The 23,216-nt window shown below is 58.4% G+C and carries 21 protein-coding genes and 4 pseudogenes; 7 read left to right on the forward strand and 18 right to left on the reverse strand.

Annotated elements, in window-relative coordinates:
* Nucleotides 1-252: pseudogene (locus FHT77_RS27205) on the forward strand (IS630 family transposase); the annotation flags it as partial.
* A 178-nt stretch (nucleotides 253-430) separates the two neighbouring features.
* On the opposite strand, the gene FHT77_RS31685 reads toward FHT77_RS27205, so the two are convergent.
* From FHT77_RS31685 to FHT77_RS27225, 4 genes are all read right to left on the reverse strand, one after another.
* Nucleotides 431-817 (reverse strand): hypothetical protein, encoded by a 387-nt coding sequence (locus tag FHT77_RS31685; protein WP_246712822.1) that lies wholly within the window; start codon nucleotides 815-817, stop codon nucleotides 431-433.
* 471 nt (nucleotides 818-1,288) lie between these two features.
* Nucleotides 1,289-1,552 (reverse strand): hypothetical protein, encoded by a 264-nt coding sequence (locus FHT77_RS27215; RefSeq protein WP_183758215.1) that lies wholly within the window; start codon nucleotides 1,550-1,552, stop codon nucleotides 1,289-1,291.
* 4 nt (nucleotides 1,553-1,556) lie between these two features.
* On the reverse strand, nucleotides 1,557-2,369 hold the full coding sequence (locus FHT77_RS27220; RefSeq protein ID WP_183758217.1) for a Ku protein: 813 nt from the start codon (nucleotides 2,367-2,369) through the stop codon (nucleotides 1,557-1,559).
* A 12-nt stretch (nucleotides 2,370-2,381) separates the two neighbouring features.
* Nucleotides 2,382-3,293 carry a Ku protein gene (locus tag FHT77_RS27225; RefSeq protein WP_183758219.1) on the reverse strand — a complete coding sequence of 304 codons (912 nt, stop codon included), beginning with the start codon at nucleotides 3,291-3,293 and terminating at the stop codon, nucleotides 2,382-2,384.
* Nucleotides 3,294-4,144: 851 nt separating this feature from the next.
* Between FHT77_RS27225 and FHT77_RS27230 the strand changes: the two genes are divergently transcribed.
* Nucleotides 4,145-4,453, forward strand: a complete 309-nt coding sequence (locus tag FHT77_RS27230) for a transposase (RefSeq protein WP_183758221.1) — start codon at nucleotides 4,145-4,147, stop codon at nucleotides 4,451-4,453.
* A 242-nt stretch (nucleotides 4,454-4,695) separates the two neighbouring features.
* On the opposite strand, the pseudogene FHT77_RS27235 reads toward FHT77_RS27230, so the two are convergent.
* Nucleotides 4,696-5,004 (reverse strand): annotated as a pseudogene (locus tag FHT77_RS27235) (transposase); the annotation flags it as partial.
* Between the two features lie 38 nt (nucleotides 5,005-5,042).
* Between FHT77_RS27235 and FHT77_RS27240 the strand changes: the two are divergent.
* Nucleotides 5,043-5,315, forward strand: a complete 273-nt coding sequence (locus FHT77_RS27240) for a hypothetical protein (protein WP_183758223.1) — start codon at nucleotides 5,043-5,045, stop codon at nucleotides 5,313-5,315.
* 57 nt (nucleotides 5,316-5,372) lie between these two features.
* A complete protein-coding gene (locus tag FHT77_RS27245) occupies nucleotides 5,373-6,404 on the forward strand; it encodes an IS110 family transposase (protein WP_099086550.1) in 1,032 nt (343 codons plus the stop codon).
* A 396-nt stretch (nucleotides 6,405-6,800) separates the two neighbouring features.
* On the opposite strand, the gene FHT77_RS27250 is transcribed toward FHT77_RS27245, so the two are convergent.
* From FHT77_RS27250 to FHT77_RS27285, 8 genes and pseudogenes are all read right to left on the reverse strand, one after another.
* Nucleotides 6,801-7,508, reverse strand: coding sequence for a hypothetical protein (locus tag FHT77_RS27250; RefSeq protein ID WP_183758225.1), 708 nt, complete (start codon nucleotides 7,506-7,508; stop codon nucleotides 6,801-6,803).
* Between the two features lie 342 nt (nucleotides 7,509-7,850).
* A pseudogene (locus FHT77_RS27255) lies at nucleotides 7,851-8,045 on the reverse strand (helix-turn-helix domain-containing protein); the annotation flags it as partial.
* Nucleotides 8,046-8,251: 206 nt separating this feature from the next.
* A complete protein-coding gene (locus FHT77_RS27260) occupies nucleotides 8,252-9,262 on the reverse strand; it encodes an NADP-dependent oxidoreductase (protein ID WP_183758227.1) in 1,011 nt (336 codons plus the stop codon).
* Between the two features lie 50 nt (nucleotides 9,263-9,312).
* Complete coding sequence (locus tag FHT77_RS27265) at nucleotides 9,313-10,116, reverse strand: SDR family NAD(P)-dependent oxidoreductase (protein WP_183758229.1); 804 nt, start codon at nucleotides 10,114-10,116, stop codon at nucleotides 9,313-9,315.
* Nucleotides 10,117-10,174: 58 nt separating this feature from the next.
* Nucleotides 10,175-10,603: an organic hydroperoxide resistance protein gene (locus FHT77_RS27270; protein ID WP_183758231.1), complete on the reverse strand. Its 429-nt coding sequence runs from the start codon at nucleotides 10,601-10,603 to the stop codon at nucleotides 10,175-10,177.
* A gap of 206 nt (nucleotides 10,604-10,809) precedes the next feature.
* A complete protein-coding gene (locus tag FHT77_RS27275) occupies nucleotides 10,810-11,457 on the reverse strand; it encodes an isochorismatase family cysteine hydrolase (RefSeq protein WP_183758233.1) in 648 nt (215 codons plus the stop codon).
* 18 nt (nucleotides 11,458-11,475) lie between these two features.
* Nucleotides 11,476-12,021, reverse strand: a complete 546-nt coding sequence (locus FHT77_RS27280) for a hypothetical protein (protein WP_183758235.1) — start codon at nucleotides 12,019-12,021, stop codon at nucleotides 11,476-11,478.
* A gap of 73 nt (nucleotides 12,022-12,094) precedes the next feature.
* A complete protein-coding gene (locus FHT77_RS27285; RefSeq protein ID WP_183758237.1) occupies nucleotides 12,095-13,417 on the reverse strand; it encodes an alpha/beta fold hydrolase in 1,323 nt (440 codons plus the stop codon).
* Between the two features lie 248 nt (nucleotides 13,418-13,665).
* Here FHT77_RS27285 and FHT77_RS27290 point away from each other — a divergent pair, with 248 nt between their 5' ends.
* From FHT77_RS27290 to FHT77_RS27300, 3 genes and pseudogenes are all read left to right on the forward strand, one after another.
* On the forward strand, nucleotides 13,666-16,500 hold the full coding sequence (locus FHT77_RS27290; protein WP_183758239.1) for a winged helix-turn-helix domain-containing protein: 2,835 nt from the start codon (nucleotides 13,666-13,668) through the stop codon (nucleotides 16,498-16,500).
* A 346-nt stretch (nucleotides 16,501-16,846) separates the two neighbouring features.
* Nucleotides 16,847-17,528: pseudogene (locus FHT77_RS27295) on the forward strand (IS21 family transposase); the annotation flags it as partial.
* Nucleotides 17,529-17,680: 152 nt separating this feature from the next.
* Nucleotides 17,681-18,364 carry a type 1 glutamine amidotransferase domain-containing protein gene (locus tag FHT77_RS27300; protein WP_183758240.1) on the forward strand — a complete coding sequence of 228 codons (684 nt, stop codon included), beginning with the start codon at nucleotides 17,681-17,683 and terminating at the stop codon, nucleotides 18,362-18,364.
* 910 nt (nucleotides 18,365-19,274) lie between these two features.
* Here FHT77_RS27300 and FHT77_RS27305 read toward each other — a convergent pair.
* From FHT77_RS27305 to FHT77_RS31690, 5 genes are read right to left on the reverse strand one after another with little or no spacing between them, the layout of a single operon-like run.
* Nucleotides 19,275-19,559, reverse strand: a complete 285-nt coding sequence (locus tag FHT77_RS27305) for a copper-binding protein (RefSeq protein WP_183758242.1) — start codon at nucleotides 19,557-19,559, stop codon at nucleotides 19,275-19,277.
* Between the two features lie 25 nt (nucleotides 19,560-19,584).
* Nucleotides 19,585-20,064 (reverse strand): plastocyanin/azurin family copper-binding protein, encoded by a 480-nt coding sequence (locus FHT77_RS27310; RefSeq protein ID WP_183758346.1) that lies wholly within the window; start codon nucleotides 20,062-20,064, stop codon nucleotides 19,585-19,587.
* A gap of 29 nt (nucleotides 20,065-20,093) precedes the next feature.
* On the reverse strand, nucleotides 20,094-21,443 hold the full coding sequence (locus FHT77_RS27315) for a multicopper oxidase family protein (protein WP_183758244.1): 1,350 nt from the start codon (nucleotides 21,441-21,443) through the stop codon (nucleotides 20,094-20,096).
* Between the two features lie 14 nt (nucleotides 21,444-21,457).
* Entirely contained in the window at nucleotides 21,458-22,921 is a 1,464-nt protein-coding gene (locus FHT77_RS27320; protein ID WP_183758246.1) for a TolC family protein, read from the reverse strand.
* Entirely contained in the window at nucleotides 22,918-23,142 is a 225-nt protein-coding gene (locus FHT77_RS31690) for a hypothetical protein (protein WP_246720202.1), read from the reverse strand. The genes FHT77_RS27320 and FHT77_RS31690 overlap by 4 nt, the downstream gene beginning before the upstream one ends.
* Between the last annotated feature and the right edge of the window lie 74 nt (nucleotides 23,143-23,216).

A 23,216-nucleotide genomic window follows, 5' to 3' on the forward strand; every position in this document is an offset into this window, starting at 1 on the left:
CCTCCGGACCGGGCGGTCGTGCTTTGCGTGGATGAGAAGTCACAAATCCAAGCCCTGGATCGCGAGCAGCCTGTGCTGCCTATGGCGCCGGGCGTCGCCGAACGGCGCACTCATACCTATGTCGGCAATGGCACGACCTCCCTGTTCGCCGCGCTCGACGTCGCGACTGGCGCCGTGATCGGTCATTGCTACAAGCGTCACCGAGCGACCGAATTCCTCGACTTTTTGAAGCGGATTGACGCCGAAATGCCCAATGGGCCGGCTGATCTGTTCCCGGCGAGGGAGGCCATGACCTCTTTTGGATCCGCGTGAGTGCAATCAGCGCCCGTCTCCTGGGAAGACGAGCATTCTTTGTCCCCATCGCATAGGCCCGCGCATCACCGCGCTCGATAAGGGCTTTGGCAAGATCGCGCCTTTTGCGGACGATCGTTCAGCTTTTCGATGTCGATGTTATTGAAAACTTTGAGAAGCCCATACGCTCGGTAGCGATTCTGATAAATTCTACAAGACGGCTCTTTTCGGCCCGATGCCTAGAGCGCATTTCCGCCGCGGCATTCACGATTTCATCTCGTCTCGCTTTGGGAACGAGAACCTCCACCCCTACGATGTCTGATGCTCCTCCCGTCTCTCGGTACTTATTGATGCGATGATCCATCAAAGGCATGCCGGCAACTCCCACACACAGCAAATTATCCGGGATACGCATCAGGCTTCTGATGGTTGGCTTTATCTTGGTTGATTTCGCCAGCTCAAAAGCCATCGGTTCTGTTGGGCACCCCTTGCTTGTCGTGACGGTAATTCGCAGAAAGACGTTCATCCCCGCGACCAGCAAACAGGCTTCAGCGACATCAGGGGAAACAGTGGTTGGGGGAAGGCTCGAGAGGGGTCCGGAGCCTTCCCTAACGCCAATGCGCCTGTTTTCGGGAAACAAGCCTAACGAGTGTATCGTTAGATCGTTGCCATGGATACTGACACAATGTGAGTAGTCCATAGCCCCAGAAGGAGCCCTGCCTCAACAAGAGCAGACGGAGCAGCTAGGCGGCTAGTTCGAGGAATGACGGAGAAGTGCGCACCCGTTCTTCCGGCGCCAAACAAAACAAGTGGGTTCTGTTCCATGGTTATAAAATAGCCCTGCGTTAGGGCGGGCCAGAGATCCTGGCGATGCCACCCAAAGGGTTGCTCAAAACCCTTATGTATTCATCCTGAAGTTCGTGCTCATTGTTCCGTTGCGGTCTTTTAACACACTTGCCCATCTCCGGAGCCATCATCAGGGCATTCGAAGGTCGCCTCAATGAAAGATGTCGATAGACGGTTGGTCATCATCGAAATTTCCGTTGCTGGCGGCGTCGTATGAATTGATACTCCGGCCGCCGCCCCGCGTTCCAAAGGCCGTCAGCTGGACCAGGATCGCGCGAGCACGTTTTACTGCGGCCTCTTCATCGACGTTGGCGCCATCGCAAACAAGGACCGTCACGGCGTCGCCATCATGACTTCGAAACTCGATCCTCCAGCCGTTGTTCTCATGGGCAACCGTGGTATCTGTCGGATGCATCCCATCACCCCCCTTTTCGGCCCTTGAGATCAGCTTCGACACTCTTTCGCAGAGCATCCATGATGTTGACGACGTTCGATTTCACTGCGGTTTCGGCCGTTTTTCCCTTTGCCGTCTTCCTCGGCTTCAGCGCTTTTTTCTTTGTCTCTATGAGCTTCAACAGGCTGGTCTGGATCGGGTCGCTGGCCATATCCGGCGACCAATGAGCCGACTTCTGTTTGATGAGCTTCTGAACCAGGGGGACAAGGTCAGGATCCGCTTTGGCGGCGATATCCTCGAAATAGCTTTCTTCCGGTCTTACTTCATCGCCGAACCGAAGCGACCAAAGCACAATGCCGTCCCCTCGGGGCTCGAGGATGACGGCGCGCTCGCGGCGGCCCATCACCAGTTTCGAGACACCCACGACCTTGTCGGCCTTCATGGCATCTCGGATGACGGCAAAGGCCTCGTTACCAACAGCGTCATCCGGCATCAGGTAGTGCGGCTTTTCCAGATAGACCCATTCGATGGTGTGGGCCGGAACGAATTTCTCGATATCGATGGTTTTCACGGTATCTAGCGCGACGCGATCGAGATCGTCGTCGGTGAGAATGACGTAGTCGTTCTCACCGCGGGCATAACCCTTGGCTTCGTTCTCATCTTTCACGGGCTTCCCGGTCACGGAGTCAACGTACTGGGAGACCACCCGGTTTCCCGTATCCTTGTTCAGCGTATGAAAGCGGACCTTCTCGCTCTCGCTCGTGGCCGGGGTCATTGCCACCGGGCAGGTGACCAGTGACAGCTTGAGGTAGCCTTTCCAATAATGACGCGGTGCCATGCCTCGATCTCCTTAACCAGCCTTGCGACGCGCAGAAGCACCGGAAGTGGCAGTTTTTGGAGCCGACTCGCGTGTCGCGCGCTGTCGACCCGGACCTCGATTGGCGTTGGCTGCGGAGCGTTTCGGCTTGTCGGCGGCGGCAGCCTTCATCATTCCTGCGCTTTCCCGGAGGGCGGCCAGCAGGTCGTTCGGCTTCGACACCTCCACCTTCTTCGGTTTCGGGAGCGACCGGCCTTCCATCTTGGCTTTCACGAGATCGGCGAGGGCAGCCTCATAGCGATCGTCGAAAGTCGCCGGGTCGAATTCGCCCTTCTTCGTCGCGATTATGTGCTTGGCAAGATCGAGCATCTCGCCCTCAATCTTCAACCTGGGTATTTCCTCGAATGCTTTCTTGCTGGAGCGGACTTCATAGTCGTAATTGAGGGTAGTGGCGATCAGACCCTTGCCGTGTGGGCGTATAAGAACGGTCCGCATCCGACGGAAGAGGACAGCTCTGGCGATTGCTGCGACCTCAGACTTCTTCATGGCATCACGCAGGGCGACAAAGGCGTCCCCGCCCAACTTGTCGGGCGCGAGGTAGTAGGGCTTGTCGAAATAGACATCGTCCACGTCGGAGCAGGGGATGAAACAGCCGACCTCCAGGGTCTTGTTGCTCTCGGGGATCGTGGCAGCCACCTCCTCGGGATCGATGATGAGGTATTGGCCGTTTTCGATCTCGAACCCCTTGGTCTGCTTCTCCTTTGGCACCGGGTCTTCAGTCTCGCTGTCGATAAAGATTCGGTTGACGCGGTTCCCGGATACCTTGTTGATCGTGTTGAAACTTATACGCTCTGACGTGCTGGCCGCCGTGTAAAGCGCAACGCCGCAGCTCACGTCGCCAAACTTGAGGAAGCCCTTCCACTGGGCACGATGAGCCGCTGCCATACGCTCTACTCCGAATCTCTCGATAGCGACTCAAAGCCCGTCCAAGGGATTCGTTCCGATTGGAAACGAATCATTTTCAATGTGTTATGGAGATCTCTTCAAATTTTGATTCCAACGGGCCGCGTGCGATTTGACTGAACTCGTATGTGCTATCAGCCCGAGATGCGGCGGGGGGCACGCCTGCACCCTCCGCCGGGCCCTCCGAGGTCCGCCGCCTGCGCTCAATAAGGGCTCGGTGACCATAGGCGCAAATTTAGGCAAGGGGAATCCGAAACAGAAAACGAGATCTGCTAACACGTCTTGTCGGATTGGAAGTGATCCACAGTGCGGCCACACGATAGGAATTCCGGGATAGGAGTGTACATTTACGGAATTAGGTAGCAACTGCCACCAACGAAGATTCCGGCAACGCACGGTCCATATCCCTGCTACGACGAAGCTCTTCCAAAAGCTTTTTCAGGTTTGACTGCGCCTTTACTCGCTTTCCAAGAACACCCGGCAAAGATGTGTCTTTCTGAAGGGCTCGCCGCACCGTTTCGGTTCGCTGACGATCCGCAAGACCAATGTCGCAGTATACCATGAACACGGTGAGGTATCTGTCGAACAACTCACTTCCTTAAGTCGCTGGAAGTGCTTGATGTGCGCATTCTGCACAATCCATGAAGGGAACATGGAGGGCTTGTAGAGCTTGCGTAGTTCTGAAACGCGTTCACCGCGAAACATAGGCAACCCAGAAAGCTGTTTGTAGAAAACGAACAAGTCCGATAGTTCGCTGACCATCACCTCTTGGAACATCTTTCAGAGACGTTTCTAGGAAATCAAGGTTATAGTCGAGCGGGCGACGTCCTTGCATGTACATACCTGCGGCCGTCGTCAAGTTCGACGAGGACAGGGCCTACACGGTCTTCTGCTTCCTCCGGTGGCCGGACAGCCACGGGACGCCGGAGTGCGTGCGCTGCGGCCACAAGGGCTGCTGGGAGATCCGCCGCAAGCGCTTCAAGTGCGAGGCATGTCGCCGGGAGTTCTCGGTCGCCACGGGTACGGTCTTCGCCTTCCGGAATGCCGCTCCTCGACATCCTGACGGCGCTGTGGTTCTCGGTGAACTCGGTCAAGGGCAAGAGCGCTCTACAGCTCTCTCGCGAGCTGGGCGTCCAGTATAAGACGGCCTGGGTGTTACTCATGAAGATGCGCGAGGTGATAATGGTTCGGTAAGCCCCTCTCAGTTGCGCCGCGAGAACTCAGCGTTTGCTGCACTTCCCCTTCACCGTTACAAGATGGTTGCTATCGGCGGTAAAGCTTTGGCTCACTCCTAAGAGAGAGCCGGACATGATTGTCCATGATGGCGAAGATGCCGAGCCGCATCTCACAGCAGAAGAAGTTCAGACGCTCCTAGGCCGTCGACTCATAAACTCTGACACCAGATCCTTGCCGCGACGAGTTTGACCGCTGCGAGATAGTTTTCCGGGCGCTTGTCGTAGCGAGTAGCGATACCTCGAAACTGTTTGATCTTGTTGAAGAAACGCTCGACAAGGTTCCGTTGCCTGTAAACCCAGCGCGAGGACGAGAAGGAGCCCTTGCGAGTTGCCTTCGGCGGGATGTTGGCCCAGGCCTTGCGCTCGGCCGCCTTGGCTCGGATTGCGTTGGTGTCATAACCCTTGTCGGCAAGCAGGATATCACCTTCGCCGAGGTCGTCTGTCAGCGCATCGGCTTCCGGCTGTCGTAACGGGCAAGCTTGGAAATCGCGACATAGTGGTGGACTTCCTTGCCCAGATCAAAGGGGTCGAGGACAAGTCCCTCCTCGAAAATTCAATCATATTTGCTGATGCTGAAAATCCGGAAGCCATTTCCATCACACTGATGCACCCTTTGGACTGCGTCAGGAGCCGCCTGAGCAACATCAATATGCTGGGTCGCCGCAACGATCACTCGTTGCGGCAGGCTGTTGCGAGCTTGTTGATCCTAGATGCCGTAATGGGCCGGCGTCTCATGAGTAGCCAGTTGGGTGGCTGTCCCTCAGAATGATGATGTTTGGAAACGAGGTCCGAGCGATCGGCCTCAAGCATCATGAGAGGAACAGCCATGGAATATTATGCAGGAATTGACGTCTCGCTGAAAGAGAGCAGCGTGTGCGTGGTCGACGCGACGGGCAAGTTAGTTCGCGAGGTCAAGGTTGGCAGCGAGCCTGAATGCCTGGTCGGGTATTTTGATCAACTGGACTTTCCGGTAGAGCGCATCGGCCTTGAAGCGGGGCCGTTGTCCCAATGGCTACACGCGGCTCTCGTTGCTGCGGGTCATGAGGTGGTTTTGCTGGAAACGCGGCATGTGAAGGCGGCGCTTTCGGCGATGACGGTGAAGACCGACCGCAAGGATGCACGGGGGATCGCGCAACTGCTCCGCATGGGGTGGTATCGTCCGGTCCACGCCAAATCGTCGCCGGCCCAGGACACTCGGGCTCTCTTGGTTGGCCGCAAGCTTCTGCAATCCAAGCTGCTCGACGTCGAGCTCAGCATCCGGGGTATCCTGCGTGGCTATGGATTAAAGGTCGGCGAAGTCAGCCGAGGGCGTTTCGAGGCGCGCATCCGCGAACTGATTGCAGGGCATGCGATATTGTCGATGGTGATTGACGCGATGCTGACGGCGCGAGCAGCGCTGTGGAGCGAATTTACGAAGCTGCACCGCGAGATGCTCAGGATCGCCCGCGCCGACAGAGTTTGCCAACGGCTGATGAGTGCGCCGGGTGTCGGTGCCTTGGTTGCGCTGACCTACCGCTCCGCGGTCGATGATCCAGCCCGGTTCGAAAAGTCCAGCACAGTGGGTGCCTACTTCGGGCTGACGCCGAAGAAATATCAATCCGGCGAAACTGATCGCGATGGCGGTGTCAGCAAGGTCGGCGACGCGATGGTGCGAACCGCATTGTTCGAGTCTGCGCACATAATGCTGACGCGGGCGACGCGCTTTTCCAGTCTAAAGCGCTGGGCGCTCGATGTGGCCAGGCGTCGCGGAATGAAGCGCGCGAAGGTTGCCCTTGCACGCAAACTGGGCGTTGTTCTTCACCGCATGTGGATGGATGCGACGGACTTTCGCTGGAGCGCAAACCCTATGGCCGCATGAAGAGAGCTACGTGATTGACGCGGGCAAGTGCAAGGCTTGCGTCTGATGAGGTCCCGTCGCTGGGACGCAGGCTTGGCAAGGTCGTGTGTAGTGCTGTGACCGCTTCGGCGAAGCACGCTTTCTAGATTGACCTGTCGGCTTGTTGATCTGATGGCATAGTGTGGCGGTCTTCGTGCTGACCACGGACAGAAGCATGGCCTCAGCGACGAGATAATCATTCAGAGGGACGTGACGAACAAGGGCCCATTACAGAAGAATGCTACATTGAAGATCAACTGTCAGATTTGGAAAATAAGTCGTCGGTTAGACGAGCTCTCTCTGCCCTTCGGGAGCTTGAGTTTATTATCCGTGACTTGCATATTGGTAAGACAACAGAACGCGAGTTCGGCGATCAACTTAGGCCCGTCTCAATCCTTCAGAAATACCGTGAAGACGAACGTCTTGATGCACGAGTGCGCGAGCATCAACTCCAAGGCATTCTGGAAAGGTTGGAAGCCAAGCAAAACGTTGCCGATCGGCGTCGTAAACGCATAATGGAGGTGTCAGACGACTCTGATGCTGACCCAGAGCAACCAGCACCGAGGTGGCGTTAAATAATTGATGGTTCCGCCGGACATTCAAAGCGTCGGAGTCTGGGACCATGTGGACCTTGTTAAACAGCCACCTCCCAGAGATGCGATGACCATCGGCCATCCCGGCGCGCCGAATTCTATTCGTCTTGGCGAGCTGGTCCAGTACTTGGGAAAAGCGATTGCCGATGTTCCCCATACGGGGATCGCCCTCTTCCAGTCCGATTTCACGGGCAAACGCTGAGGCGCACTCCGCCATGGTGATCGGCCGCCCAGCCTGACGGAGCGTGCGAAGCGTAAAGCTCCGACGGTCGAAGTCCTTGAAGAGCGCAGAGATTCCGTTGGCACCTTCGCCGCCTCGGCGTCGGACAACACCGAGGGATGCAGCAGCGGCAGAGCCTGGCTCATACGTCTGGATGACGACATCAAAGGCAGCTCGCTGCTGTTCGAGCGTGGAGAGCCGCTTCCGTAGATCATCGATCTCAGCGCCGATCTCGGCACTCTTCCGCTTCAACTCGCCTGTAACATCGACCATACGCAACCTACTCCTTTAGGAGCGCGTCGATCCTAAGAGTTCAGCGGCGGAGAGTCTGGTGCCAGTTGCTACCTAATTCCGTACATTTACAGTGTGGATAACCTGTGGACAGGCAGTGGACGATGTGTGGAAACGTGGGCTGGCGAGATGGGTCGTTCGTGATGGGGATCTTGCGGAGCACATGCGAATCCGCTGAAATGCGTTTTGTCGGACCACGGCCTCCGCCGCAACGCTGCCGTTTACGACCTAAGGGCGCTCCGACTTGAGTTCGAGTAGCGCCCTTTTCTTTCGCTTATTCATCTGTTTCAAGGGGCATTGGCTACCCAGGGCGAATGTCTGTTCCTAATCCCGCGCGCCTTCTGCAAGGGTAAACAACCTCTGAGGATCTCGGACCGTCATCTTTTGGCCTCCACCTTCAACGATCCCCTTCGATCCCCACGCGCTCAGGATTCGGGAGGCCGTATGGAGCGTCGTGCCGGTCGTTTCGGCAATATCCTGTCGCGAGATGGGAAAGTCGATGTGAATTCCCGGCCGCTGACAGATCGTCCGCCGATGAACTGGGCGCCGGTAACTGTCATCATCTTCCTTTTGAAACTGCGTCGGGCACGTCTCGGCACGAGGCCAGACATTGCTCTCGCCTTGAAGGTCTGCGGCCAATACGGAGCGACCAGTACGACCTGTTTTAAGGGGAGGGCGACAAAAAAGTATTACTTTGTCGCTGTCGCGAACGCGATATCGGGCCCTTATGAGACGCGTACCAAAAGCTTGCCGAAATTGCTGCCCTTGAGCATTCCGATGAAGGCCTCAGGAGCGTTGTCGAGACCGTCAACCACATCCTCGCGGTACTTTATTTCACCCACGGCGACGAGCGGACCAAGCTCCTGTTGAAACGCTTCATAGTGCGTGGGGACGAACTCGGTGTTGATGAAGCCCCTCAACAGGAGACTACGTCGCAGGATCGCCGACATCGTCGCAGGAAGTCGGTCCTGCTCGCCAACAACAGATCCATTGTACTGGGCGATCAACCCGCAGACGGGCACCCGGGCATAGAGATTCAGGAGCGGAAATACAGCATCCCAGACGTGGCCGCCGACGTTTTCGAAGTAGACGTCTATGCCATTGGAGCAGTTTGCTGCCAGCTCCGAGGCGAAATCCGGCGAGCGGTGGTCGACCACGGCCTCGAAGCCGAGTTCGGTCTTGACGTAGTCGCATTTATCGCGGCCACCTGCGATACCGACGGCTCGCGCCCCGACACGCATGGCAAGTTGGCCGACAAGCGAGCCCACCGGACCGGAAGCGGCGGCAACCACAACGGTCTCGCCCGATTTGGGCTGGCCGATCACCTTCATCCCGCCATACGCGGTGAAGCCTGGCATACCTAGAACACCAAGCGCTGTGGAGGCCGGTGCTCCGTAGGTGTTTACCCGTTTGACGCGTCTCGCATCGATGACTGCATGGGTACGCCAGCCTGTCATCGCCCGGACAATGTCGCCCTCCCTGAACTCCGCGCTCCTAGACTGCATGACTTCGCAAACGGTCTCGCCTTCCATGACGCCGCCGACGGGCACCGGCTCGGCGTAGGATTTGGCGTCGCTCATGCGACCACGCATATAGGGGTCCAGCGAGAGGTAGAGCACGCGAAGGGAGACCTGGCCGTCGAGCGGTGCTCCAACGTCGATCTCCTCGGTCCGGAAGTTTTCGGGTCCGGGTGTGCCAGTGGGCCGGCTGGCCAAGACGATAGCTGTCGATTTCATGGAGTTGTCCTTTCGATGCAACGTGGCCATGCCGGCCCTTACGAAGTCGCTTATGCTCGAGCTGCGGTGAGGTAGCGCTGTGCGGGTTTGTTCAAGGAAATCTTGGGGATCAGATTCCGCCGCGCGGTGTCGTAGGCGTCCCACTCGGAAACATCCGGCAAGGACGGCAACGTGATCAATTCACCGAGATCGAGGCCGGCAAGGGCCGCATCGACGGCGTCTTCGGCGTGCATGACCGCTCGTTCCGGCAGATGGTCGAGTGATCCTCCGGATGCCTTCCAGAACGCGGTAGCGATTGCCCCCGGAAGCACCGCCTGGAAGCGAAGTCCACTCCCTGAAAGCTCCTTATCCAGGGATTGCGTCAATGCGACCACGAATGCTTTCGACGCTCCGTAAACACCGTTGAACATGCCAGGAGCCAACGCGAGAGCGGACGCGAGATTTATGACTGTGCCGCGCTTGCGTTCGACGAAAGCCGGGACGGCCGCATGGACCAAACGGGTCAAGGCCACGATGTTGATCTCGATCATTCGCTCCATGTCGTCGACGTTCGCTTTCAAAAGCGGTTCGACAGAACCTACGCCCGCATTGTTGACGAGCATGGTGATCGAGGAGTTGTCCTTCAAGACAGCCTCGACACGACGGAGGTCCTCGGGGCTACCCAGGTCGGCCTGAACGGTCGCGACCGATCGACCCGTTGCGTCGACGATTGTCCCGGCGACGGTGGCCAGGGCTTCCTTTCCCCTGGCCACCAGGATGAGGTCGAAGCCTCGCCGAGCGAGCCTGTCGGCGTAGATCGCCCCGAGGCCGGAGGAAGCGCCAGTAATCAGCGCTGTACCGTTTGCGGAAGTCATTGCACGCACTCCTTGCTGGTTCGGCCGCTCGGCCGAGATGTTTCTGTTTGAGTTGCGTTCAAACGAGCTTGATCGTGACGGCGATGTTTCCGCGCGTAGCCCTGGAATAAGGGCAAATCTGATGAGCCTCTTCGATCAGTGATTGGGCGACGTCACGCTCCACGCCGGGGATGCCAACATGCAGGCGAGCGGTCAGCGAATACCCGTCGGTGTCGGACAGATTGAGATCGACTTCTGCGTCAATCGTCACATCGCCACCGAGCGTGATGCGCTTCTTCTGCACGATGAGCCCGATGGCGCTCTCGAAGCAGGCCGACCAGCCTGCCGCGAAGAGCTGTTCCGGGTTGGTCCCTATACGCGCCGTCCCCGGTACCCCCAACCGGACATCGAGACGCCCGTCGGAACTCCGCGCGACGCCATGTTCGCGTCCGCCGGTAACGTGGGTCTTTGCAGTGTAGAGAACTTTGGAATTCGCTTTCTGGTCCATGATGCACTCCTGTTTGCTTTCGTTGCGTATGAGGGGCGAGGTTGGCTTTATTGATCCGGCGTCAGCGACGTCGATGATCGTTTTGGCGAATGCGGATGGCGCTTCCTGAGGCAGGTTATGACCGATGCCTCCACTCCTTCGTCGCGGGGTCGCCGGCCCTTTGGGAGATGGCAGAGGGCGGACGTGCCGCCCTCTGGCGCGTTTGACTATGCGGCCGGTGCCACAGTCGCCATGGCAGCGAAGGCTTTGAGGATTTCCTCCGTCGTCACGATGGCGCTGGCGTAGTTCGGCATGTTGATTTCCAGGGCCGCGTGCATCATTTCGTCGGAGTAGTCGGCGACAGCGTCCTTCACGACGGTGACGTCGTATCCGAGTTCGGCCGCGAAACGGACGGTCGCTTCGATGCAGGTGTGGGCGATGAGCCCGATGACGATCAGCCTGTGGATGCCCCGCCTTTTGAGCTGGTTGTCGAGGTCGGTGTTGGCGAAGCCGCTGGAGCACCAATGCTCTGAAGCCACAACCTCGCCCTTGGCGGGCACGAACTCCGCCCTGAACTCACCGCCCCAGGTGCCGTATTCGAACGACCGCCGGTTCCATGCCATTTTCTGGATGGGGGCAATGTACTTCCAGTTTTCGTAGTCGCCTTCGCGGTACCTGTGGTGCATCGCGAAGAACACCGGGACTTTCACCTGCCGGGCCGCCTTTAGGATTTGCTCCATGTGCGGGACGCAGTTGTTGGCTTCGGCGACATCCTTGATGCGTGGCCAGATTTTGCCGCCCTCGGAGATGAAGTCGTTGTACGGATCAACCACCAGGAGACCAGTGATGCCGTGTTCGTAGGAGAGTTCGGACATTGTTTCCTCCGCTCGCCCTCAGGCGGCCTTCGACGCTTGCTGGCTGCGAAGCGCGTGGCGTTCGATGCTGGCTGCGAACAGCGGCGTCTCGCCCTTGTTGTGGGCGATCGACATCGGCTGGCGCTGTGTGCGGAAGATTTCGAAAGGGATGCCCTGCCGATCGAGGGATGCGAGCATTTCCTGGGTCGCAAAGGACTGCACCCGGTTGGTGAATTCGCAGCGATCCTTGTCGATTGCCTTGACGCTTAGTTCCCAGGTCACGTGAATGGTTACGCGGCCCGTCGGCGTGAACACATCTGAGTCGGAATCAAGGATCAGATGATCCTTTTCGCCGAGCGTTTCGACGTAGTGCTGCACCATCAGGCTGCCGCCGATCGTTTCGACGTTGATCGACATGCGCGTTCCGTCCGGAGCGGTCGTGAAGCCGGCAGCGATATGGGCGGGCGAGCAGCCCTGGTATTCCTTTTCGGGCAGCGTGAAGCACCACGTCGGGATGTCGATCTTCTCGATCGGTGCGTTGATGATGGCCGTGAAGCTGGAATCGACGATCTGGTTCTCTGACATTGTGTTTCTCCTTTATGCACAGGGGTGGTGAGTGTTGAATGGACTACGGCATCGGAGAACGCCGCAGCCGCCGTCAGATCGATTTGCGGAGCGGTTTGAAGGCGGCGCGCAGATCGGCCGTGAGAAGCATCGGCTGCTCCCAGGCTGCGAAGTGGCCACCCTTGGGAGGCCGGTTGTAGAAAATGAGCTTCGGGTATGCCTTCTCGGCCCAGCTCTGGGGAGCCTGGTAAATCTCGTCCGGGAAGGCACTGACGGCGACCGGTATCTTGATGCCGCGCGGATCGAAGAAACCACCCGAAGGAAAGTGCGCGTTATCCCAGTAGAGGCGGGCGGAAGAGATCGCCGTGTTGGTCAGCCAGTAGAGCGTGATGTTGTCAAGGATATCGTCCTTTGTCAGGCCTTCCGTTTTGCCGTCGAAGACGCGAGCGATCATGTCATAGCTGCGGATGTCATGGTCGAGCATCCATGAGGCAAGCCCGATCGGTGAGTCGACGATGCCGTAAAGCGTCTGCGGCCGGTTGTTCATCTCGATGGCGTAACCAAGACCATTTTTGTAGAAATCGTCGAGTTGATCCCATGCACGTTTTTCATCAGGCGAAAGGCCGGTGGGCTGGCTGCCGGCGGATAGTGCCTTGGATATGTCGGCGGGAACGGTGGCCGCCATGTTGGTATGGATGCCGAGCAATCCCGGAGGTTCCTGCACAGCCATCAGTTCGGTAACGGCATTGCCCCAGTCGCCGCCCTGCGCGACGTATTTTGTGTAGCCGAGGCGTTGCATCAGCACCGCCCAGGCCTTGGCGATACGTGGTGGATTCCATCCGGGCTCCGTCGGCTTGCCGGAGAAGCCGTAGCCGGGAAGCGATGGGATGACGACATGGAAGGCGTCTTCGGCACTGCCGCCGTGCGCGGTCGGATCGGTCAGGGGCTCGATGATTTTGAGCTGTTCGATGATGGAACCGGGCCATCCATGGGTAACAAGGATCGGCAGGGCGTTTGTGTGCTTAGATTTAAAATGGATGAAGTGAATGTCCAACCCGTCGATCTTCGTGGTGAACTGCGGGTAGGAGTTCAGTTTCGTTTCGATTTTGCGCCAGTCGTAGTGCTTGGCCCAGTGATCGGCGAGCTTCTTGATGGTAGCGAGCTGGACGCCCTGCGAGTGATCCTTGACCGTCTCAGCATCCGGCCAACGCGTGGCGAGGACGCGGCGATGAAGGTCCTTCAGCGTCTCGTCGGAGAAATGTACGTGGAATGGCGTGATTGTGTCGCCGCTTTGAGAGGCCGCGAGCAAAGGAGAAGGTAGAAGAGCACCGGTGCTAGCAACTGCGACGCCGAGCGAAGCGGCAGCGAGGAACTTGCGGCGATCCTGATCGACTTCTTCGATAACCTTCGTATGCATGGTCGTCTCCTGTGTGTCCGTTTCGGCTGCACCTTTGTGCTGTCCAAAACCTACGGCAGGAGGCGGGGAAACGCCCGTTATGCGTTATTAGATGTTGTTAGGCCCCGAAATCGCAGCGTGCTAACAATTAGCTGTGTTCTCCGCATAGACGGTGTTTCGTGGTTTTCTATACCTTCGCGTAGTGGCGGAGCGCGACTCGGTGGACTAATGTCCGCCGGGCGTTGGAGCGTCGGCTTGAGGGATTGGTCATGGCGGCCGCAGTCGGGGATAGCACAGGAGTCCGCTTTGGGCCGTTCAAACTGGCGGTAAACGAGCGGATGCTGACCAGGGAGGGAATCCCGGTGGAACTGGGTGGACGCGCCCTCGAGATTCTCATAGCGCTGGCGACGTCTCCGAACGAAGTCCTCAGCAAGAAGGAGCTGATGGACAGGGTCTGGCCGGATGCCATCGTTGAGGAGGGAAGTCTTCGGTTCCATATGGCCGGCCTGCGCAAGGCGCTTGGAGACGGCCAGGATGGAGCGCGCTACATCGCCACGCTTGCAGGGAGAGGCTACTGTTTTGTCGCTCCCACCGAACGGGCGCTCCCCGACGAAAACGACACCTCCACGCCCAAAGAGTCGTTTCCTCATGCCAACCTTCCTCAGCGGCTCGGCCGCATGGTGGGCCGTGATGTCGACGTCATCAAACTAGGCGCGCAACTGGTGGGCTCACGGCTCGTCACGATTGTTGGCCCGGGAGGTGTCGGAAAAACGACGGTTGCAATTGCCGCTGCGCATCAGGCGGCGGACGCTTTCGCCGGACATGTGCTGTTCGTAGATTTGGGCGTTATTTCCGATCCGAAACTCGCGGCGACGACAATTGCCGCAATGCTCGGACTTCCGGTCCAAGCCGAAGACGCGACACCCGATGTCATCAGGTTTCTCAGAGAAAAACGCCTTCTTCTGATCCTCGATACCTGTGAGCACCTCGTGGAGACGATCGCCACCATTGTGTCGTCCATCCTCGACGCAGCGCCGCACGTTCACATTGTCGCGACGAGTCGGGAAGCATTGCGGATCGACAATGAACGCATCTATCGGCTGGATGCGCTGGCTTGTCCGCCCGAAGCCACCGCAGCCATCGCGGAGTATCCGGCGGTCCAGCTATTCGTCGAACGTGCGATAGCGGGCGGTGCCCAACTGAATGGAAACGAGGCGGAAGCGGCGATCGTAGCCGATATTTGCCGGAAGCTTGACGGGGTAGCGCTGGCCATCGAACTGGCCGCCAGACGCGTCGAGACATATGGTCTTGAGCAGACGGCCGCCTTACTTGATCAAAGGCTGACGCACCTTTGGCAGGGATTGCGCACGGCACCGCCTCGCCATCAAACACTGCAGGCGACGCTCGACTGGAGCTACGGACTTTTGTCCAAAGCCGAGCGGGCGGTTCTGCGCAGGCTCGCAGTATTCGTAGGCAATTTCCCGCTCGATGCCGCCCTGGACGTGGTAGCGGACGAAACTCTCGAGCGCGCCTCCGTTTTTGCCGCCATCGACAGTCTGGTGGAAAAGTCGATGGTGGCCGCCCGTCCGATCGGCGCGATGATGCGTTATCGCCTTCTCGATACCACACGCGCCTATGTGATCGAACTCAGCGAGGAAGACGAGCGGGAGGAACTGGCGAGGCGGCATGCCGCCTACTGCCGCCTGTGGTTCGATCAGAACGGCAACGAATGGACGTCGCTCTTGACCCCGATGGAGCGCGCGCCACACTTCAACGCTGTCAACAACGTCCGCAGTGCCTTGGAATGGTGCTTCGGAGGAAAAGGCGATGTATCGTTAGGGGTTGGCCTGGTTGCTTCGGTCGCTCCAGTCTTTCGTGCCATGGGCCTGCTTCCCGAATGCCAGCGTTGGACCGAGCGCGCCCTACAGTCGTTGGACGACACGACGCGCGGCAGCGTCGAGGAAATGCAGCTTCAGGCGACGTTCGGCGTCTCGGTCATGTTCATGAGAGGCCACAACGAAGTATCGTCTTCGGCGCTGAAGAGAAGTCTGGAGATCGCCCAAGCGCGAGGCGACCTGTTGAATGCCGCTCGGCTGCACGGCCCGATCTACTTCTTCCACTTGCGGAGCGGGGAGTTCCGCCGGTGTCTGGAATACGCCGAACGTTGCTCCGCAATTGCGAGCCAGTTCGACGATCCGGCAGCAACCATGCTTTCCAAGGCGCTACTCGGTCTCTCCTATTGTCTGGTTGGACGCCTTGAGGAGGCCCACGCGACCTTGGCACCGATTGTCGGACCAGGTTTGCCGGCAGCCAGCAAACAGATGCACTATGGTTTCGATCATTATACGTGGGCGAGGATTGGATGGTCTACGAACCTCTGGCTCCAGGGCAATGTCGATCAGGCGCGCGCGGTGATCCGACAATGCTTCAAGGATGCGGAGACAATGCGTCATCCCGTCTCGTTCGCTATCTCCCTAAGTTCGATCGCCACACTCCTCTGGATCGGTGATCTCGATGTCGCCGAAGAGCATTTGATACCTTTCATCGCCCGTGCGAAGACGCAGGCTTTCGGCCCTTATCTCTCCATAGGACACGCCTATCAGGCTGAGATTGCGATCCGCCGCGGCGACGCCGAGGCTGGGGTCGCGGCGCTACAAGAGCAGCTCGAAATTCTCCATACACAACGCTTCGAACTCTTCACGGTACGGTTCCAATTCGTCATCATTACGGGGTTGGTGGCTCTGGGACGATTTGCTGATGCCTGGTCGCTTTCGAAGGAAAGCGAACAACTGATCGAAGAGAAGGGCTATTACTCCTACCTACCGGAGCTTTTGCGGCTCAGGGGGCAAATCGTTTTCAGGGCACCCGAGTTGAGCAACATGGATACGGAGACCTACCTCGCGAAGTCGTTGGAACTAAGCCGTAGCCAAGGCGCTGGAGCCTGGGAGTTGAGGGCGGCAACTGACATGGCCACGATTTGGAAACAGCAGGGGCGCGCCGCGGAGGCTGAGGGCCTGCTCAGACCAATCTACGAACGTATGAAAGGGGGCAGGGAAGCTCCAGCCCACCGCGCGGCCGCGGCGTTGATCCAAGACCGCTTCTGATCACCTACTCCTTGCACGGAACCGTCGGTGCGACAGCGGTAGCATGGAACGTCAGATAAAGATTAAGGGACTGGTCAGCCTCAGAAGCCAGCGAGTGTTGTCGCCACTGACGACATTGCGACAGCAACTCTTCACCGCACCATCGACGGCGAAGTCAACATCCGGACGTGAAGACTGCTATCGGCACTGTCATTGAGTTTCAGTACTCTGCGATCCGATGGTGTTGGTGGTCGACGGCATGCGTCTCAAACGATACTTGTCGTCGTTCCGTCAGGAATGTCGGGCGAAATGAGAAACTGCCCAACGAAGCAAGAACTGACCCCTCGTGTCAAACGAGGAGAGTTGGATGACGAGCGAGGTTTTATTGCATCTCCATTGTCGCGAACGATGCAGGGCGGGGATATGCTTCAGGTTGAGGTGGTGGCAATGTTGCGACTACATGTTCTTGGTTGGGTGCCAAGCGGCTGTCCAAGGAATTTGCGTGCGCGCGCAACACGGTTCGCCGATATTTGCGGGAAGGCGGCGTGTCGCTTTTCAAGAAACCTGTTCGGCGCAGTTCGTTTGACGGGCTGGACGATTGGTTGCGAGAACGCTTTTTCCGTCATGACGGCAATGCGGATGTAATCCGCCAGGAGTTGGCGAGCGAGCACGGAATTGTCATCGGCCTGCGTTCTGTAGAGCTTCGAGTTCGGCAGTGGCGACGGGAGTTGAAGGCACAGAAGCGTGCGACAGTTCGGTTCGAAATTCCACCAGGTCGCCAGTTGCAAATCGACTTTGGCCAGACGTGCGTATGGGTCGCCGGTGAGCGGCTTCGGGTGTACGTGTTTGTCGCAGCGTTGTGTTACTCGAGACGCATACATATCCGAGCCTCGTTGCGAGAGGGGCAAACCGACCGGTTCGAAGGACTGGAAGGTGCGTTCCTTCGATTTCGTGGCGTTCCCAACGAGGTGTTGCTGGATAATGAGAAGCCGCTGGTCGAGCACCACGATGCGGTCAGCCGGGAAGTGCGGCGGTTCAATGCGCGATTGCAAACTCCAGACACCTTGAGGACTTCCGAACGGTCCGCCATTACCATTCGGTATCGCCGATACCATCGTTCAAGTGCAATGGCGCCGGGCGACGCGCATACTCCGGCTCGTGCAGCATTCGACTGCCGAACATTGAAGCGAGGAGCCGACAGATGAAGATTTTGATGGTTTTTACATCACACGACACTCTAGGAAGCACCGGCCGGAAGACGGGTTTCTGGCTGGAGGAGGGTGCTGCCCCCTACTTTGTATTCCGCGACGCGGGGATCGACCTGACCCTTGTTTCGCCTAAAGGCGGACAGCCTCCCGTCGATCCGAAGAGCGATCTTCCGGAAAACCAGACACCAGCGATGGCGCGATTCAAGAAGGATCCAGCCGCGCAACAGGTTTTCGCGACGACGAAGTTGCTGAAGGACGCGCGTTCCGATGGATTCGACGCCGTATTCTACCCGGGCGGCCACGGTCCAATGTGGGATCTGGCCGAAGATCCTGACTCAATCAAGCTAATCGAGTCCTTCTACGACTCCGGCAAGCCCGTCGCCGCCGTCTGCCACGCACCCGGTGTGCTCCACCATGTTACCTATCGGGGCGAGCCGATCGTGAAGGGAAAGCGCGTTACGGGTTTCACCAACACCGAGGAAGAGGAGGTTCAGCTCACTCACGTCGTGCCTTTCCTCGTAGAGGACGAACTGAGACGTCTGGGCGGAATCTATGAAAAAAAACCCAACTGGGAACCCTTTGCGATCACGGATGGACGTCTGATCACGGGCCAGAACCCTGCGTCATCGACTGGCGGCGCTCAAGCGTTGGTGAAGCTCCTTTCCAGCGGTGTGTAGACAGCGACATGAGCCCGTGGTGACGGATTGTGGTCGCAACATCCGAGCTTGCGGCCATTTAAATTACGTGGACCTGGAGGTTTTCACATAATAGAAGAAATTCAGACACTTATTGCCCCGCACGAGAGAGAAAGCCACCATTGCAATTACCAGATAAATTTCACCGCACCGCTCTTCACCGAGGATTCCCGGGAGATGTTGTTGAACGAAGCGGCACACGCCTCTTTCAAGGCATCGACCCTGGCTGCCGAGCCGAGCGGTTGTCTTCTGAGGGATCGCGGGCACTCTGACTGATGACCTGCAACGGGGCGATGGTTGCTACAGCATGCACGTGTTCGATGTCCTGGACAACGCAAAGGCGAGTGACCTCAAGGGCGGAGCGTTGCGACATAATGCGGACCTCCGATATCGACCGCTCTCTGAGCAAGGAATCCCACTCACTCCGGCTCGGGAGGGCTACATGTGGGGACCGCCAATTCTATTCACGGCTCTTGTCAGCTTGGCGGCGTCGAGTATTGGCGCTGACCTTCCCCCATTTCACACGTCAATCTTCTCGGCGGATTGTCTCGGTTGCCTTGTCGGTGCGATCCGTCACCGCGTTTCGGTCTCGGGAATATGACCGTGACGTCACTATCAGGCTGACCGAGCGGCTGAGTAACGGCAGGACCATTTTTATCGATCATGGAAATCATGACGCGCGGGTCAAGTGTCTGCCCGGGAAGGTTTTCGTGGGTGGCAAGGGGTACCTGCCGCTGCCAAGTCAGGCGACTCTCGACTGGAAAGAGGACCTCGTAGAATCGCTATGCACCCGCCAGGTGTCCTAGTCGGCTAACTCAAACCGACGGACCTTCGCGCCAATTAGCTGTCTTCGTCGCGCCCGGGCCGGTTTTCAGCGGCCCGGGCGCACTATTTACTTGACCTGCGTGACGGTCAGCTTGCCATCAACGCGCTCGGCAACGAACTCGATGTTTTGGCCCGCCTTGAGTTTCTCAAGTATGGCCGCATCCTTGACCCGAAAAACCATTGTCATGGCGGGCATGTCGAGGTTCTTCAGGTCCTCATGCTTTATGGTGATCTTCTGCCCTTTCGCGTCGACTTTGTTGACGACGCCCTTGGTGAACTCCTGCGCGAATGCTCCAGCAGCGGCGCTGACGGAGAGCAGGAAGGCCAAAGCGAGTTTGATTGCGATCTTCATGTTAGTCTCCTTTTTTGGGGGGCGCTTACTTGGCGGCGACGGTGACGTCGCCGTGCATGCCAGCCTCGTAGTGGCCGGGGATGAGGCAGGCGAACTTGAAGTCGCCGCCTGTGGTGAACTTCCAGATGATCTCGCCAGACTCACCCGCCGCCAGGCGAATTGCGTTGGGGTCGGCGTGCTCCATCTCAGGGAACTTCTCCATCACCTTCTTGTGCTCCAGGATTTTACCTTCTTGGTCGAGCACGAACTCGTGGTCGGTTTCCCCAGCATTCTTGATGGAGATTTTCACCGTCTGGTCCTTGCGAACCTTAATGACAGCAGGCTGGAACAGCATCTTGCCGTCTTCGGTCTCTTTCATTGTAAAGCGGATGGTCTGCGTGACCTTCGCCTTATCGCCGGGTTCACCAACCGCCATCTTTTCCCCATGCCCACCAGCGTGGTTGCCGGAGGCCAGTGCGGGGGAGGTGATGGCGGCGAGAGCCAGTGCAAGTGCGTAAATTTTCATGTCAGGTCCTTCGTTGCTGAGGATGTGCGTCAACCGTGTTTCATCGGCTTCGGCGTGATGGTGGTGTTTGCGTCTTTGGCCTCGGGAGCGTCCGGCAGTTCGCCAGTCCACTCCCAGGCTTGGGTCCCGGGCGGGTTTTCGTACCAACCCGGATCGGAGTAATCGTCGGCCGAGATGCCCTCACGGACTTTCACGACCGAGAACATGCCCCCCATCTCGATGGGCCCGTGGGGACCCCAACCGGTCATCATGGGAATGGTGTTCTCGGGGATGGGCATTTCCATTTCGCCCATGTCAGCCATGCCTTTGGTTCCCATCGGCATGTAATCGGGCTGCAGCTTGCGGATTTTTTCGGCTACCTTCGACTTGTCGGCACCGATGAAGGTTGGGATGTCGTGGCCCATTGCGTTCATGGTGTGATGCGACTTGTGGCAATGGATCGCCCAGTCCCCGAGGTACTTGGCATCGAATTCGTAAGCCCGCATCGCCCCGACGGGGATGTCGATGCTGACCTCCGGCCACCGCGCTTCCGGCCGCACCCAGCCTCCATCCGTACAGGTGACCTCAAAGTCATAGCCGTGCATGTGGATCGGGTGGTTGGTCATCGTCAGGTTGCCGACGCGGACACGCACGCGGTCGTTCTTGGAAACGACAAGCGGGCTGATGTCGGGGAAAATGCGACTGTTCCAGCACCACATGTTGAAGTCGGTCATTTCCATGACCTTGGGTACATAGGTGCCGGGATCGATGTCATAGGCGTTGAGCAGGAACACAAAGTCCCGGTCGACCCGCATGAACTTTGGGTCCTTGGGGTGGATGACGAAGAAGCCCATCATGCCCATCGCCATCTGGACCATCTCATCCGAGTGCGGGTGGTACATGAAGGTGCCGGACTTCACGAGATCGAACTCGTAGACAAATGTCTTGCCGACCGGGATGTGCGGCTGCGTGAGACCGCCAACGCCGTCCATACCCGATGGCAGGATCATGCCGTGCCAGTGGATCGTCGTATGCTCCGGCAGTTTGTTGGTGACGAAGATACGAACACGGTCGCCCTCGACAGCCTCGATGGTCGGTCCTGGAGATTGTCCGTTGTAGCCCCAGAGGTAGGCGGTCATGCCATCCGCCATCTCTCGTTCCACCGGCTCGGCGACAAGGTGAAATTCCTTGATTCCATTGTTCATCCGATGGGGAAGTGTCCAGCCGTTGAGGGTGACAACCGGCTGATAATCGGGGCCCGAGGTCGGGTGCAGTGGAGGCTGCAAATCGGCCGACGCCATTGCCGGAGCGTCCGGCAGGCCCATCGCGGACGTCTTGGTCCAGGCTCCAGCTGCCATCAGGGCTGCGCCAGCGCCAAAAAGTTGTCGTCTATTGAACATCTGAGTGCCCTTTCTCAATGAGCGCCGCTGACGCTTTCGGAGGCCGAGGCGACCTCCGTCTCGGCTGCCGCCGCAGACGAGCCGCCGCCGTAGACAGCCGGGGCGAGGTTCGCATCGGCCAGCCAAAAGTCTCGCTTGGCGTTGACGGAAAGCAGGATGGAATTGATCTTGTCCCGAGTATCGGTGAGTAATTCGAACGTGTTGGTGATCATCCCGTTGTAGGTGAGCAGGGACTCTTCCTCGACCTTGGTACGCAGCGGCACGACGTTGTTGCGGTAGTGCCGGGCGATGTCGTAGTTAGAGCGATAAGCCTCGTAGGCCGATCTCGCCTCCGAACGCACATTGACGGCTTTTTCCGCCAATTGGTTCGCGGCTCGCATGTAGCCAAGCTCTGCCTTGCGCATCCGTGCCTTGCCGGTGTCGAAGATGGGGATTGAGAACTCCAGCTCGCCAGCAGCGGTGGTTTCCCACTTCTTCTTCCCGTCCTCGACTTCGCGTTCGGCCTCGAATCCTGCCAGGATTTCCAGGTCCGTGACGTAGCGCGTGGCCTCGGTCAGGCCATAGGATCGCGCGGTGGCCTCCAGTTCCAGGCGGGCGACCTGAAGGTCAATACGACTTCTGAGGGCTACGGTCTCTATTGCGTCGCGCTTGGCAAGCGACCGTGGCAGTGCCGGGAGACTGTTTGGAACCTGGTAATCGACATCTGTGCCCCATAGGCCCATCAGTCTCGTGAGTTCCTCCTTGGCAAGACGAGCCGTCAGTCGAGCCTTCGCCGTTTCGCCAGCCAGCTCGGCAACGAAGACATGCTCACGGGCTTGGCCGCCTTTGGTCATTGCGCCTGTTTCTCCGAGCTTTTCGGCGAGTTCTGACGCTGCGTCGGCGGCTGCTTGTGCTCGTTGCAGCTGACCGACGTTTTCCCATGCGGCGACGGCGTTGATCCAGGCACGACGGGTTTCCGCTGCGAGCTGCAGGGTCCTAGCGGCAGCGTTCAGCTGGGCCTGCCTGAAACGGGTGTCGGCGATTTCGATGTCCCGTTTCTTCGTCATCAAGGCGAGAAGGTTTGTGGTGATCGCCCCCTCGATTGTACGAAATGCCTCAAGTTCCGGCGCACCGACCCCCGAGAAGCCTACAGAAACCGTCGGGTTCAGCAGCATCGTCGACTGCCAGGCATCTGCCGCGCTGTCGCCGAGGTCGGCGTAGGCTGCCTGCAGGCCCTTGTTGTTGATGAGCGCGACCTGAACGGCTGTCTCGGCGTCCAGCACCTTGTTCCTGCCAAGGATGGCCCTCACGCGAGAGGACGTTGCCTGTGCCTGCTGTTGGTTTTGCACCCAGACAGTCTGTTTAGACGTGACACCACCGACTTTGGCAGAGACCGTGGAAAAGCCCGCTTCCTTTCCGGCGTATTCGGCACTGCTGACGCAACCGGCCAGAACCAGCGGAATAGCTGTCAGGACTACCGCTCTCTTGATGGCGATCATGATTGGTCTCCACTCTTCGGAGACAGCTGCTCGTTTTGTTGCCGCCACGGCTTGGGATCGACAGGCTGGCGGGCAACGAAGCCAGAGATGGGCGAACGGTATCGAAGAGGACGCACCGAGTACGTCTGTTGAACGTCCGCCGACGCAATAACATCGGGAGGGGTGGATGCGCAGCCGCCCACCAAGAGGGGCAGCCCCACCACAAAGAGGGAAGGTTTCATTTTAAAAAATCCGAATAGCAGAAGTCGACCGGCAGGCGCGGCTGTCGCCACGGCATGCCTTCCGGACCCGTCAG

This window comes from Rhizobium sp. BK181 (assembly GCF_014193305.1).
GTDB lineage: Bacteria > Pseudomonadota > Alphaproteobacteria > Rhizobiales > Rhizobiaceae > Rhizobium.